We start from the raw sequence: 13489 nt of genomic DNA on the forward strand, positions 1-13489 counted from the left end.
AAATGAACCATTTAAAAACAATACTAGAATACTATCTATTGGGTGTCGTAGGTGCGCTCATTGTAATGGGGTTTATTCATATTTATGGGCTCCTGTTTGATACCTTTTATGCCTATCCAGCTTTAGAACTCCTTATAAAGACACCCTTGACTGCAGGTTTGCCCTTTGGAACGCTATTATGGATAGGAAACACCATCACTAAGTTGCCAAAAACGCAAAACATATATGTAAAAGTACTACTCAAAGCATTAACTTACTATGGGATTGGTTTTATTGTTGGACTACTCCTACTCATTTTTATTGAATTATATATTTTTGTTTTTAACGAACCCTATTACTATGCTACGGTAGCAAACATCATCGCTTTTGCGCTCTTACTCGCGTTGCCTTTTTCGGTATTGGTTCGTGTGGCAAAAAAGTTAATCGATGAGAATACAATTAAATCAATTGAAAGGTAAAGGTTGTACTAAAATCATAAACACTTTAAAATCATTTGATATTCAAATCCTTTTTTACTTTTTTACCTTCATGGGCGGTAATTAAAAACCCTACAACAAGATAAAATAATGTAAATAAAATCCAACCTCCCATTATTGAGGGATAATACATGGGAACTAACAAAAAAACAAAATCCATTATAACACTTTTAAAAACAAAATAGCGTTCAAAATTAATTTTGTGATGGACTAAATTAGTTAATAAACTCAACCAACCTAGTGTAGAAAAAAAGTTTAACAGCACTAAGATTAAAATAACGAGATACATAATTTTGGAATTAAAAATTAAAACTATAGTTTAGAATATTGGTCTAAAAAAGAAAGTTCCTCCTGTTTCAATGTTTCTAAACCTTTCAAATAGATTTTGTCCAGAATAGAGTTGAGTATATCTTCGGCATCTATCAAGCGTTCATTGATTGGTTTCACCCTATCTAAAAAAACAAGATAGCGTTCGTTCCATCCTAAAAATTCTTGACCATCATCATTAATAAAAACAAAAACGATGGGTAATAAATCTTTATAATAGATGGTTTGCAAAACTAAAGTATCTTTATTTTCTAGGGTATCAAAAAAGTAAATAGGAGTATGATAACGATTAGCAATAGTAGTTGGTGATATTGCCAATGGTCCTGTGACTTTCAAGAAAGCATTAACAAGCGAAAAAGAAAACAACCTTTTGTTTTCTTTATTTAATATAGCTTGATGATTCAAATCAAATAAATCAGCATCCAATTTGAGTGACTTATTTTTGTAAAGCTCCTTTTCAATAACAGCAAAGAGAGAATTATCAATAATTGGAGTATAATTTTCTTGTAAATTTTCAAATCCTCCTAATTGAAATTTTTCATGGGATTGCTGGTGTCTTTTAGAACCAATTAAAAAATCATTATCAATATAGATTAAATGTGAATTTTCTTCGTCATTTACATCATCATGTAATTTTTTATACAAAACACTTAGATAAGGCTCAAATCGATTAACAACACTAGAAGTAATGCATAAATTTTTAAATTCAATTGGTGAAAGATTTAATAAATCAATACAAATAACCGAAGAAACAGCAGAAGAATAAGTAGAAACCATACTAATTGATTTAAAGATTATGTGGCAAATGTACAATTTGGAGTTAGCCAAAAAATGGCAAAATACTTTATTTCCTAATACCGCCTCTTAAAAACTAGGGTATCGTTTTTTAGTACTCGAAGTAAATGGTCGTCTTTTGTTAAAACATAGTTGCTATCTTGAAGTTCCATGGTAGTGGTATTGATAGTTTCTACAGCCATTGTTCCATTTTTCATTTTATGAATATAAACAGTAGGAAACAAAATGGCGGTACTCAAAGCATCACATTTTGTATTAAAATCTAGTTCAACCACTCGTGTGGTTTGCTTATTTTTATAGATTATAATTTCCATAAGTGATTGTTTTGGATTAAGGGTTTCCCAATGATCATAATAATGCTCGTTAAAAATAGACTTAGACTGAGCAAACAGGAAAGTGGTACACAGCAATAGGAATGAAATTATTTTTTTCATAAATAGATTAGAAAAGTTAAATAATATGAGATTGAGGCAAACAACTATAAAGCATTCAAAAATTCCTTTTGAACATCGGTTAAATGCGCTATGCCATTGGTGTTAATTTTATCTAAAATGATATTCAAGGTTGCTTCTTTGTCAATACAATTGGCATTAATGGGCGGAATGTCTAATATAGATTGTATAAACACTGTAGACCAAGCGATATAAAGCTTAGAAGATTTGTTTTGTTTAAACCCAAAAGCTACAGGGACTCTGTTTTTAAAGTAAAGCTGATGCAGTTCTAATGAATTAATAATGGTAGGTTTTAATTCATCACAAAAAGACAAGGCTATATTCATTTTGTGTTCCATGTCAAAAAGAGAGATCGATAACTGTGAGAGGTCAAGATTGATGAAATCTTGTTGAAAGTCAAAGAACAATCTAGGGTTGCAATTTTTGTTTTCCTTTTCTAAAGCATTAAAAGTAGCTTCATTGAAATTGAAACTCGATTGAATGGTAATGGTTTCTAGGATGTCTTTTTCAAATGTTGGAGGATAGTTTATAGGCTGAATCATGTCTAAATGAAAATCGATAAAAGGAGCAACTTCTGAAGGATGGTTTATTGTTGTTCCCAAAAAAATGCAATCCCCATCAGCATAAACTCTTTTTATGAAAACTTCTTCAAGTGCATTCTTTTTCATTTGAGAATTTTCAAATTGGTCTTTCAATAATTCGATTTGCATTGAACAAAGGCCAGTGTGAAGAGCGTGATGAAATAAATTTTCCCAAGTGGTGTTTTCAAGGTCAAAGCAAGTGATGTTTTGAGTCGGATTGAAGGTGGTAGTTTGCATAAGAAGTTGGATTTAAGTTGGTGTGAATAAGAAGTGGCAAACTTAGAATTACAGCTCGCCAATAAATGGCAAAGTGATTTTATAATATTTGCTGAAATTTTAAAACAACTTACTATGCCCATTCAAAACATTAAAGGAATGCTGATGGATTTTGCGCCACAACATGCAGAGGCAATAGCCGTATTTATGAGAACAGGATTCAACTCAAGACATGATGTTTGGTTAGAAATACCAAACAAAAAAGAAAATCTAATCTCTTTGGATAGTTTAAGTGAACTACCCGAAAAACCATGGTTATTGACACACGATACTGTTTTTGAAATTAAAGATGCCGTATATGAAAAGCTAAAATACTTATACATTTTTAGCAATCCCACAGACCAAAAAGCCTATTTAGGATTTGATACTATTAAAGATTGCATTACTAGAAGTTTGGATAGATTAAACTCATACCACATAAATTCTATTGCTTATATACTTATTCCAGCCACTGAAAATCCTGATAGGGTTAATACTAAAGAAGACGATGATAAAAGTGCTACACTGATGAATGAATCCATTCAAAACTGGATGCTAAACAATAGAGAACTAGAGGTTTATTTGGTGGATAGGGTTGGTGGGTTTAAAGAATAAGTTATTATATTTTAACTTTTTAAACATTTATTTAGAACATTTTCAGGTATTTGTATTCCTAATAATTTTGCAATATGAATTGCATACTTGCAATCTGTAAAATCTTCAATATTACTTACAAACTTTTTGTTGCTATTTTCAAAATAATTTTTATGAAAAGCAAATAATGCTTTTTCTACAGTGACAACGTCTATTAAATTATTATTATTTTTAATAAAATTCATGTGATTCAAGACGATATCATAATTATGGTTATAAAGAAGTATTTTGGCATCTCTATATCCAAAACAACCAGCAATTTTAGCATCAACTATTGGTAAATTGCAATTACTCCAAAAATATGCATGCTTTCCAATATATGAAGGTCCAATTCCAAATATTTGTAAAAAATAATTTACTGAATTTGAATTGTTTTGTGAAGCCAAATTAATACCATCTCTATAAATAGCTAGATTTTCTGGAAGCTCAATTAATTCTCTCGGAATTCTAATTTCTATATTTCCATTTCTTAATGTTCTTGTTTTGGCAATATAAAACCATCGAGATTCACTCCCACCCCATTGATTAATTAAATCTATTGCATTTAAGATGTCTTCGTCTGTTAATATTTCTAGATTTACTATTCTAAGTATTTCTGCTACTAATTCATTCAGAGTGCCTGTAAAATCTGTATAATTAACATTCAGCGCTCTAGAATTTCCTATATTTTCATGCCATCTGTTTGACCAATAGTTGAAATTAATATTTGGTATTTCCATAAATTATTTTTTATTTAATTCTGTAAATATAAGATTTTTATTCTACTTGCATCATCATCTGACACATCATATCCTCAAACCCATGTTGTTTAAAATACTGATAGGCAATTTGGTTTTTAGCAAATACATGAAGCATAAGCTTTTTTACACTAAATTCCTTTGCCATTTTTTTGGCTTCCGCTATAAATAATTCACCAATACCTTGTTTTCTAAACTGTTCTTCAATCATCATATCGCCAATAACAAACAAGGGGTCAGAATTATACAATACCATAGCAAATCTTTCTATATAAATTGTTGCATACCCAACTACAACTTCGTTTTCTAACGCGACAAAAACCTTCCTATCTGAAAAAGCTAATTCAATGGTTTCAGAAATAGTGGTTTCATATTCTTCAACCCAAAAATCAGTGTCTTTAAAAAATTCCGCATCCATTTCTTTATGGATGTCCATCAACGCTTTCCAGAGTTTTACAATGGGTTGAACATGTTCGGTTCTAGCTTCTTCAATAGTTATCATAGTTATGGGTTTAAATAATTATACAATGCTATCGCTTCTTTTATTTTTGGGTATAAGGTAAAATCTCGATGTCGGTATTGGGTGATAACTTCAAACAAACTCTCACCTGTTGGTAATACAATCGTTTTGGCTTTTTCAAGAGCCCTATGACTTTTGAGGTTGATGGCTTTTCTAAAATTAACTGCTTCTTCAATATTGCATTGGGTTGACGAACAATACAACTGTTCCAACTGATAATGGTACAATAGTTTGCCGAAGGTATTTTCGAAATAGTATCCTAATTTATTTGAAGTATTGTGAACTTTTAAAAGAGACAAGTTATCTTCATCCTCTTTAAAGAAACCATAATAACTTAACAAATACAATAACTGATTGAAAGAACTCTTATTGATTTGTGCTTGATAACTTGAAAGGTCATAATTAGGTAACGCTGTGCTACCGTTTATAAATCGGATATAAAATAGTACTGGCTTATTACCTTGTATCCCATATATCAAATGAACCCATTCAAAATCGTCAGTTTCTATTTGTTGTGCTTTTTTGTATTCAGCTATAATAGAAGCACAAAGATGACTTGTGTCTGCTAAATTTATTCTTTCTTCTATTATTGGTTTTATAATCATAGTATTGTAAATCAATTGCAATACTATGTTGTTGTGTTGTCAAAAAGTGGCAAAGTGATAATTAGTTATACCTGCAATAAGATTATTGAAAAAAAGGAAGAAATTTCGTTTATATTACTCACGAAATATACCCCAATCGTTTAAGTTCTTTTATACATTGAGGAGTATGGAAAGCTGCTTTTTCCCTCGCTTCAACTTCATAGGGATTGTTATAATATGCATTAGTTTTATTTAATTTATCATATTCGACCTGATTACTTTGAAATGGCATCTGTAGATAGTGGATGTACTCATGAATACATGTATCTACCAATTCACTAATAGTTTGATGGTTATTTACAAAAATTCTTATAATCTTTTTGGACGAGGAATAATCTCCTGATACTTTTTTTGTTTTATAATATTTCACTTCTACTATTGGATAATATTTATGGTACCTAGGATGCTCCAAATTTTGTTTACACCAATCAATTACTAGGTTAACAAATTTAGATTTGTTCACATTTAATTTTTGATTCTTCTTTGTTCTATAATTCTTTACACTCTGGTAATTTTTTTTATTATCTTCAATCACTAATCCAATAACATATAAGAGTCCTAATGAAATCATATAGAGTAACCAATAGTTCCAAAATATTGAAATACTTAGTATTATTTGAAATGTGGTAATCATAGTCTAATATTGAATAAAAAAACTTAATCTTATTTTGACTCTGAAATTACGGTATCAATAATTTTAGATAAGATAGGAGATAACAACAACCCTTTTTTATTTATCCATTCATAAATAGTAAGTTTTTTTTCTTCGGGTTGAACAGGAAAATCTAAATAAAAACTATTATAAGAAGTGTTGTTTTCTTCACTAAATCGAAAATGGTAAAAAACATCTAAATATTTTAGCGACTTTGGAGTATAGGATGATTCAGAACTCAAATAAAGTTCATCCAAAGAAAACAATTCCATTATAGAATTGGACTCCTTCCAAAACGCTTGGTCAAATAATTGATTTACTTTAAATCGAGATTCTTTATCAGTCACTAACGGTAGTAATTTACTTAAATCAAATTTCATCCTTGCTAAAAGACCTGTTTCACATTCATCATATTTATCTCGAATAGTCATTTCGTTAAGCAAGTTATTTTTTTGATGTATTTTTATAGAAGCTTCAATAGGTATAAACTCATAATCATCAAAGTCATCTTCTTCGTCTTCAAATAATGGATCTTTTTTATACTCAACGAAGCCCATTACTTCTTCAATGGTAGTTTCAAATTCATTAATTTTCTTTTTATAATAGGTCCCGTAGAATTGTATAAACTCTACAAAATTGTTTGTAATAGGTGTGTGTTTTGTCATGGTGCTATTAGTTTTTTTTAGGTTCAGTTAATATCGAAAGGCATAAAGTTTTAAAATTTGATGGAAAGGGTGACGATTTCCTAAATCTCTAGTTAGAGAAATAAACTCTTGATAGGGTTGACTCACCATAGTTTCTGATATATACTTAAATAGATTTGGAAAAAAAGCATCAAGTTGATATTCCGTTTCATTTTGTCTTTCAAAACCAATAACTATAACCCATCCATTCCAATTGTTATCTAAATCATATTCATCTCTGAAACGACATAATTTATATACATCTAAAAAGGTTGAATAAGAAGCTGGGTTGGGTTCGAATACCTTTTTAAACCAGGTATCTTCTCTTTCTCCATTATCTCTTAATGGACGACATATTTTAAATTCTATAATATTATTCTGACAAACTAAATCTGGGGTGGCCTTATTTCCATTCAAACCCAAATAATTTTCAAGTCCTAACTCTCTTTTCTTTTGCATATTTGGTCTAGTATGATAATCTTCCAAATTAGCATTAGTAGCCATATGTTCTATCGTCAAGTCTACAATTCCATCTTCGGTATATGGACCAATTCCTGGTAGATAATTATTTCCAGTTGTGGATTCATATCCTGAAACTTCTGCGTTTAATTGCTGTATTGCATTTGCAAATTGATTTAAAAATTCTTCCATTTTCGGTTGTTTAATTTAATGTTTGATTGATTTCTTGTTTTAAGTCTTCCAATGCAGCTATATATTCTTGGGCTTCAATTGAATTAATTCTCTGTACACTTTTTATTTTAGACTGTATTGCTCGAAGAAGCGCTTTATTGATTATAACAAGCTCTTCAGTTGAAAGTACTCTATTGAAATAATCTCGAAACAATCTTTTTAATTCTTTTATAAAATTAGTATCGTACTTTTCAAAATACTTTAACCCTCTAGTAGTTTGCCCGCCAAAGTTAGTTTCAATCATTAATCCTAGAATCTTTGCTTCATACATTTGAGGATTTGACCTTAGTATTTTATCGATCTTTCTTGAAATTAATGCAGCTTCAGAACAACTAGGATGAAAACAACTACTTATAAAACCTAACGCTATTTTTTTATCTTGGTTTAAAGGACTAATATGATCTATGATATAGTTTAAACAGTTTAATGGGCTTTGCAACGCAAACTCGTCTTCAATCCAATTTAAAGAATCTAATTGAGGAGTATGTAAGTTTAAAAAATTTCTATTTACATAGAAATAAGGACGATTTTCAGCACCGTCAATATCTCGTTTTCGAATCGCTTTTAGTTCTTCTCTAAAAACAGCATCTATGAAATCTGTTTCTACTGAAGTTAATCTGTTAATGATATTGTGGTATAATTTTCTATAGCTCATAATTTATATTTTTGGATTGTAAAAAAGCCTATCACAGTTAAAGGCTGCAATATTATTCTTTTTAGCATAGTTACCATATTGGTCTTTTATTCCTTTATAAATAGACTCAAGATTAAATTCTTTTTCGATTATCAATTTTCCCAATTGGAAAGCAAATTTATTATTGGATTCCTCAATCATTTGTGTGTAACCATCATAGTCTTCTGGAGGAATAGCCTCATCGTATTCAGGTAGTTCCCATATATCAGAGATAAACATACCGCTGTAAAAACAATTATTCAGATGATTTTTTTTTACGTATTGGTCTGCATGGCAAAAAATATAAAACCCAACTTTATCCTTAAGAACTTTTGAAAATGTAGCATCTACTAAAAATTATAAGGTATTGGGCTTAAACAACCCGTTTGATGACCCATGGCCTAATAAAAATATACTATCATGAGACTTCAACATTTCAATTAACGCTTTTTTTGAAATACAATCCCTTACTATTGTTGTATTGGGTAATGAGTTATAAATTGGTCGTAAAAAATGGGTGGATTCATCATGAGGATGGATTACTAAATTTTTCATTTTATAAATATTACTACTCCATAAGACTATCCCAAAACAAACGCGTATTCTCATCCGCAATTTTTAGTTGCATCCCAGCACCAAACGAAGAAGGATTAAATCCTTCTTTTCCAATACTTTCATTAAATTGTAAGAAGTAGTTTTGAAAAAAGTTTAGAAAAGACTCATTATCCTCAAAATAAAGCCCTAAACCAAGTGAATTAAAATAACCCTTAATCTTTTCAAAAAAAAGTTTGTCCATCCATAACACATTTGAGCCTAAATCTTTTTCTATCACAATTCTTTCATTGAATTTGTTTTTTAAAGCAAATCTGGGCAAATCTTCTTTATTTGGATAATAATAAAATATTTTATTAGGAAATTGCTCAATAAATTGTGATTGTAATATATCAAATCTGAGGATAACTTTGTGAATTAGTCGTATTTTTTCCATATTGTTAAGTGTTTTTAATTAGTCTTATTGAAAAAGCATATTGTGTAATTGGAAAATCTCTATGGCTTTCAAACTGTTCGGTATTTTCAAGAATTGCTGCCTCGATGCCTTCAATTAATTTAAAGACAGTAGGTTTTGCAGGACTATCGTCATTAATAACCCAAAAAAATGAGCCAAACATCCTACCTTGATACCAGCCATCGCGTCTTCTCAACCCAATTGGCACAGCACTAAAACCAGTAAAATTGCCGATTTTTTTTATTCTTTCCAGTTGGTCAATTTCTATATACGAACATTCTTCCCAATCAGTTGCTTTTAATTGTACTCCTGCATATTTTGGTCCACCTAAATAGTCAATCAGTTTATGCACATCTGAAAAATTAGGTATTCTATATCCTTCTGGAACTATACCTCTTTCGTCGTTAATAGCATACCAGTTGTACAATACTTCATCGGGATAATCTGGAGATATACAAATAGCAGGTTGTTGCTTTATTATTGCATCATACCAATCCCCTCTTGATTTTGCAATGAGGATTGATTCTGAATTATTAAATATTCTCGTGTTCCAATTTTTGTTAGTCCAAATTTGACCACCTATATTAATTTCAGAATGTTTAAGATCCAATAAGGCTATAATTCTTGAAAAGTCAACGACTTTAAGACCTAGAACTTTATTTGATAATTTTAAAGGAATCCCTTTGCTCTCATCATCTATATAAAGGGTATCAGTATTCAAATCAAATGGTTGTGGAGGAATTTTATTTGCTAAAATTCCATCAAACTCTATATAAGATTCGACAGAATGAAGCGCCTGTTCTAACGAGCCATTCTTTAAATCGGCACGATAAGTATTAAGCACTAGCTTATATCCTAACTCTTTTACCCTTTTTACAAACTCAATACAGTTTTCGTTTAGAAAATGAATATCCGTATTTGGAAAGACTGATTCTAGTATGGTGCGATCAAAATCTAGGTAACAAGTTTTCATAAAAACATAAATCTGGTACAAAAATACATTTATTTTTAATAATACAAAATTATTTTAGTTTTTTTTTATATTTTTAATAAGTAATAAAAATGGAGCATCGCCCCATTTTTAATTCTAACTGCATATCTATCATTGGTTAGAACAACTCGGTTAAGCTGTATACCGTGAACTCAAAGTCACCATCTTTCGACGTATCTCATGCCGTAACAAGAGATTTTCAACTAAGACAAGAATATCGAAACATTCCCGAATACTTATTTTTTATAGTGTTTAAGTATAAAACCTCACTTATTTTCTTTGACAAAGATACAACTTATTTTTATTCTTACAAACTATTTTAGTTTTATTTTATTTAACATACTTTAGTATATCAGAATCATCAAGCAATGACTTATCAATATATTGTAGTATTCGATCTGTTATTTTCATTTGTTTTGAAAGAAATTTCTATCTTTTACAATAGAATTATCATTTAAAGATTCTATGAAGGATTTTAATTGCTCTTTTTGATGATTATCATAATCGTTATGACTTAAAAAGATTTCCATATCGATTTTTAAAACAATTATATGTTAATTATTAATTGATGAATGATTTTTAAAAATAAACTCTTCTTTTAAGTTTGTTATAAATTAATTCAAAAATATTCATACATTTCATCATTCGATTCTATATAACCACCCTTTCCATCAAGAATATCTTCACCATTTATATATCCATATTTTAAAAATATTTTTTCGGCTATTTTTAATGTTTCATATGTTTCTGAATCCCCGGCACCATCATCGGTAATTATTACACGTAATCTATCTGTCTCAGGAATTAAATAGACCTCTGTAAGCCATTTTTGCATTTTTAAACCCGAATCATCACACCCAGCTAAAATATATTTTCTATCTATTAGTGCTTCAATAATTTCTTTAACTTCAGGTAATTCTGACAACCCTTTGAAATCTTTCCAACCTCCCATAATTTTCTTATTTATATCTTATAATTCCTACCCTTAAAGCATTTCGGATTACTCTTGGTTTTTAGAGTTGTTATCTTCCTCAACTTTTTTATCCATCACTTTAGGTGGTCAGCTTAAATTGATCAGAGTGTCTGCTTAACTTGCCTAAAAACGTTTAGCTTTTAGGCGATGTTGCCTTGTGTTACGGCTGCGGCAAGTCAATGTTGCTTACAAGCTGTTAGGCATACACATGTCTCTAAAAACTGATATATCTTCCGTCAGTTAATGTACCTTTATCTATTTGTCCATTTTGGTTAAAACTTATAGTGTAAATACAATTGGTTGGGTCACCATGTCCACCTTCAAAAATGTATGAATTACCATTTACATTTAGTTCCGCATCATAAAAAGGAACTACACCTGAAACTTTTGCACCTTCGCCAAACCCAATTGATTGGCAATGAATAGTATATCCATATATTTCGAGACATGTTGATTCTTTTAAGAAACAACTCATTATGTCTCCATTGGGATGGAAAGTTACATCATAACCAAGCTTGGTTGTAAGAATGAGTGTAAAGTCTCCTATTGTTACTTCAACATCTACTGCTAGAGTTATGCTATCAACATCATCACTATCATAATAAAAATAGACCTCAGTAACTGGAAATTCAATTTTCCCAATGCTCAAGGTGTGTTCTTCATTTAATTCTCCACCATATATTCTCTCATTATCTACAAATAAATAGAGACTTTTAAAATTTAAAGTGTAGCTGCCAACCATTATTTTACAAGGACTCTCTAAATTTCCTCCCATGATGTAATTAGCATGGTTAATATCAAAATTTACGAAGGTGCATTCAATCCCATTTATCGATTTTATCATGATTGTGTGTTTATTTATATGATGCCTATCTTGTTTATATGAACAGTTTTTTGCCATTTAGTTAAGCAAAGCTAGCTGTATATATTTAGATTCATTTTTTATAGGTTAATTGTATTAATTTCAAAGATATACACTTTTTTCAACAATGCAAGAGCTTTATCAATAGTGTCTTTTGTGCCTGTAGATTGACCATCCCAAAAGGCTATAATAACATCGGAATGCTCTGCAATTAATGTGTTTCGAGCATGCGGAGCAGCAAGTCTCCTTATACTTTTCGGGAAGTCTTTATGTTGGGGTTTAAAAACTTGAAATTCAATTTTATTTTCTATTGCCAATTCTTCTGCAAATGCATCCGCTCCAATAGCACCGCCTGAAATTACTACAGTAGGCATCCCTTCTAGAGCAATTACTTCATTTACTTTATAAATAAAAAACTCTTTATCTGTAAAGTTTCGCGAACCTATTATTCCATATTTCATGTGCGGACATATTTTATAACTTACTATGAAAAAGTGCTTTTGCATTTTCTATAGTAGCTGCATCTTCGTCCATGATAGTATTAATGATAAATGTTGCTTCTTCTTCTGTACATTTCTTATCAATTACTTCTATATAAGTTTTTACGTCCACCCCTAGTTCCTGAGACATAGCTTCATCCAGTAAGTTATATAATCCACACATGTTTTACTTTTAAAACATTAAAATCATTTATTTGTTCCAATCAAATTCTTTCTTGAAAAATTTTGACAATTCCAGTTTATGATTTTCCAAGTTGTTTTTAGATGCCATAAAATTCTTATACGAGGCGGCATACATGGTATAGTACTGATTGTATTGCGATATCAATAAGTCAAAGTTCTCACTTGGAAGTTCAATTTCAATATTTTCAATTTCCTTAACGGTAACATAAATACTCTTTTGCTTCTTTTCTATATTAGATTCTGATTTATCTTGGTCATTTTTTTGAGCTTTCACTAAATCGGTTAAAAAAACATCAACAACGGCATGAAAAAAAGGCAGTTGGTTTGGCTGGATTATAGTTCGTGGCGTTAAAACTAAAAAATGATGGGAAGGAATTACCTTATGATTTTCAAAATCAAAATTGGATTCTAATAAAGAACAACCTTTGGTTTGCCCTACCCTATTAATAATAAAATCATTAGCCGTTAGTGGTTGGGGAATGGTTTTGGGTTCTGTAATCTTAAATAAAAGCTCTTTTCTTATGGTTGCCAATTCCCAATTAATACTATTGAGCGTTAACACATCTATTGTTTTGGTTTCTTGAACTTTTTCATTATCAAGCGCATCATTGGTATCATTAGGTACTACTTTATCTTGCAATAAAGCAAGCTTACCTTGTCGCACATCAAACAAATCTTTTATCAAATATTTATTTGTTGCTGCGTTTGAAAACATAAAAAATAAATTTAAAATCATAATATATCTTTTTAAAATTAGTTATAACCAAAAAGTTAAGCTAAGTGGCTTTTTTTGTATTTTGTTTTTCTACTATACTTTTTTTTATTCTTAAAAATA

General features: G+C 30.0%; 22 protein-coding genes. 2 read left to right on the forward strand and 20 right to left on the reverse strand.

Annotation, left to right across the window (positions count from 1 at the left end; genetic code table 11):
• The first annotated feature begins 2 nt into the window (after positions 1-2).
• Complete coding sequence (locus CLV55_RS04710) at positions 3-458, forward strand: hypothetical protein (RefSeq protein WP_112112601.1); 456 nt, start codon at positions 3-5, stop codon at positions 456-458.
• 31 nt (positions 459-489) lie between these two features.
• Here CLV55_RS04710 and CLV55_RS12930 read toward each other — a convergent pair whose 3' ends face one another.
• The 4 genes from CLV55_RS12930 to CLV55_RS04730 form a co-directional block, all read right to left on the reverse strand.
• Positions 490-636: a hypothetical protein gene (locus CLV55_RS12930; RefSeq protein ID WP_211306483.1), complete on the reverse strand. Its 147-nt coding sequence runs from the start codon at positions 634-636 to the stop codon at positions 490-492.
• A gap of 152 nt (positions 637-788) precedes the next feature.
• A complete protein-coding gene (locus tag CLV55_RS04720) occupies positions 789-1580 on the reverse strand; it encodes a hypothetical protein (RefSeq protein WP_112112603.1) in 792 nt (263 codons plus the stop codon).
• A gap of 74 nt (positions 1581-1654) precedes the next feature.
• Positions 1655-1912, reverse strand: a complete 258-nt coding sequence (locus CLV55_RS04725) for a hypothetical protein (RefSeq protein ID WP_146739534.1) — start codon at positions 1910-1912, stop codon at positions 1655-1657.
• 164 nt (positions 1913-2076) lie between these two features.
• Positions 2077-2868 carry a hypothetical protein gene (locus CLV55_RS04730; protein ID WP_112112605.1) on the reverse strand — a complete coding sequence of 264 codons (792 nt, stop codon included), beginning with the start codon at positions 2866-2868 and terminating at the stop codon, positions 2077-2079.
• Between the two features lie 114 nt (positions 2869-2982).
• On the opposite strand from CLV55_RS04730, the gene CLV55_RS04735 reads away from it, so the two are divergent.
• Complete coding sequence (locus CLV55_RS04735) at positions 2983-3501, forward strand: hypothetical protein (protein WP_146739535.1); 519 nt, start codon at positions 2983-2985, stop codon at positions 3499-3501.
• An 11-nt stretch (positions 3502-3512) separates the two neighbouring features.
• On the opposite strand, the gene CLV55_RS04740 is transcribed toward CLV55_RS04735, so the two are convergent.
• The 16 genes from CLV55_RS04740 to CLV55_RS04810 all read right to left on the reverse strand — a co-directional run bounded on the left by CLV55_RS04740 (position 3513) and on the right by CLV55_RS04810 (position 13369).
• Positions 3513-4259 (reverse strand): hypothetical protein, encoded by a 747-nt coding sequence (locus tag CLV55_RS04740; RefSeq protein WP_112112607.1) that lies wholly within the window; start codon positions 4257-4259, stop codon positions 3513-3515.
• Positions 4260-4296: 37 nt separating this feature from the next.
• A complete protein-coding gene (locus tag CLV55_RS04745) occupies positions 4297-4779 on the reverse strand; it encodes a GNAT family N-acetyltransferase (protein ID WP_112112608.1) in 483 nt (160 codons plus the stop codon).
• 2 nt (positions 4780-4781) lie between these two features.
• Positions 4782-5402, reverse strand: a complete 621-nt coding sequence (locus CLV55_RS04750) for a hypothetical protein (protein WP_112112609.1) — start codon at positions 5400-5402, stop codon at positions 4782-4784.
• 118 nt (positions 5403-5520) lie between these two features.
• Entirely contained in the window at positions 5521-6075 is a 555-nt protein-coding gene (locus CLV55_RS04755) for a hypothetical protein (RefSeq protein ID WP_112112610.1), read from the reverse strand.
• Between the two features lie 29 nt (positions 6076-6104).
• Positions 6105-6758, reverse strand: coding sequence for a hypothetical protein (locus CLV55_RS04760; RefSeq protein WP_112112611.1), 654 nt, complete (start codon positions 6756-6758; stop codon positions 6105-6107).
• Between the two features lie 27 nt (positions 6759-6785).
• Entirely contained in the window at positions 6786-7427 is a 642-nt protein-coding gene (locus tag CLV55_RS04765) for a hypothetical protein (protein ID WP_112112612.1), read from the reverse strand.
• Positions 7428-7437: 10 nt separating this feature from the next.
• Complete coding sequence (locus tag CLV55_RS04770; protein WP_112112613.1) at positions 7438-8121, reverse strand: hypothetical protein; 684 nt, start codon at positions 8119-8121, stop codon at positions 7438-7440.
• 3 nt (positions 8122-8124) lie between these two features.
• A complete protein-coding gene (locus CLV55_RS04775; protein WP_112112614.1) occupies positions 8125-8379 on the reverse strand; it encodes a hypothetical protein in 255 nt (84 codons plus the stop codon).
• A 117-nt stretch (positions 8380-8496) separates the two neighbouring features.
• Entirely contained in the window at positions 8497-8694 is a 198-nt protein-coding gene (locus CLV55_RS12790) for a hypothetical protein (protein ID WP_146739536.1), read from the reverse strand.
• A gap of 13 nt (positions 8695-8707) precedes the next feature.
• Entirely contained in the window at positions 8708-9127 is a 420-nt protein-coding gene (locus CLV55_RS04780) for a hypothetical protein (protein ID WP_112112615.1), read from the reverse strand.
• Positions 9128-9131: 4 nt separating this feature from the next.
• A complete protein-coding gene (locus CLV55_RS04785; protein WP_112112616.1) occupies positions 9132-10118 on the reverse strand; it encodes a fibrobacter succinogenes major paralogous domain-containing protein in 987 nt (328 codons plus the stop codon).
• Positions 10119-10755: 637 nt separating this feature from the next.
• Positions 10756-11088 carry a hypothetical protein gene (locus tag CLV55_RS04790; RefSeq protein WP_112112617.1) on the reverse strand — a complete coding sequence of 111 codons (333 nt, stop codon included), beginning with the start codon at positions 11086-11088 and terminating at the stop codon, positions 10756-10758.
• A 235-nt stretch (positions 11089-11323) separates the two neighbouring features.
• Complete coding sequence (locus CLV55_RS04795) at positions 11324-11953, reverse strand: hypothetical protein (RefSeq protein WP_146739537.1); 630 nt, start codon at positions 11951-11953, stop codon at positions 11324-11326.
• A 98-nt stretch (positions 11954-12051) separates the two neighbouring features.
• The gene (locus CLV55_RS04800; RefSeq protein WP_158527018.1) at positions 12052-12432 is read right to left on the reverse strand and encodes a DUF2493 domain-containing protein; all 381 of its coding nucleotides are present in this window, start codon (positions 12430-12432) and stop codon (positions 12052-12054) included.
• 13 nt (positions 12433-12445) lie between these two features.
• Positions 12446-12601, reverse strand: coding sequence for a hypothetical protein (locus CLV55_RS12820; RefSeq protein ID WP_158527019.1), 156 nt, complete (start codon positions 12599-12601; stop codon positions 12446-12448).
• 60 nt (positions 12602-12661) lie between these two features.
• Positions 12662-13369: a hypothetical protein gene (locus CLV55_RS04810; RefSeq protein ID WP_146739538.1), complete on the reverse strand. Its 708-nt coding sequence runs from the start codon at positions 13367-13369 to the stop codon at positions 12662-12664.
• Positions 13370-13489 lie beyond the last annotated feature (120 nt).

The organism is Flavobacterium aciduliphilum (genome assembly GCF_003268855.1).
Taxonomy (GTDB): domain Bacteria; phylum Bacteroidota; class Bacteroidia; order Flavobacteriales; family Flavobacteriaceae; genus Flavobacterium; species Flavobacterium aciduliphilum.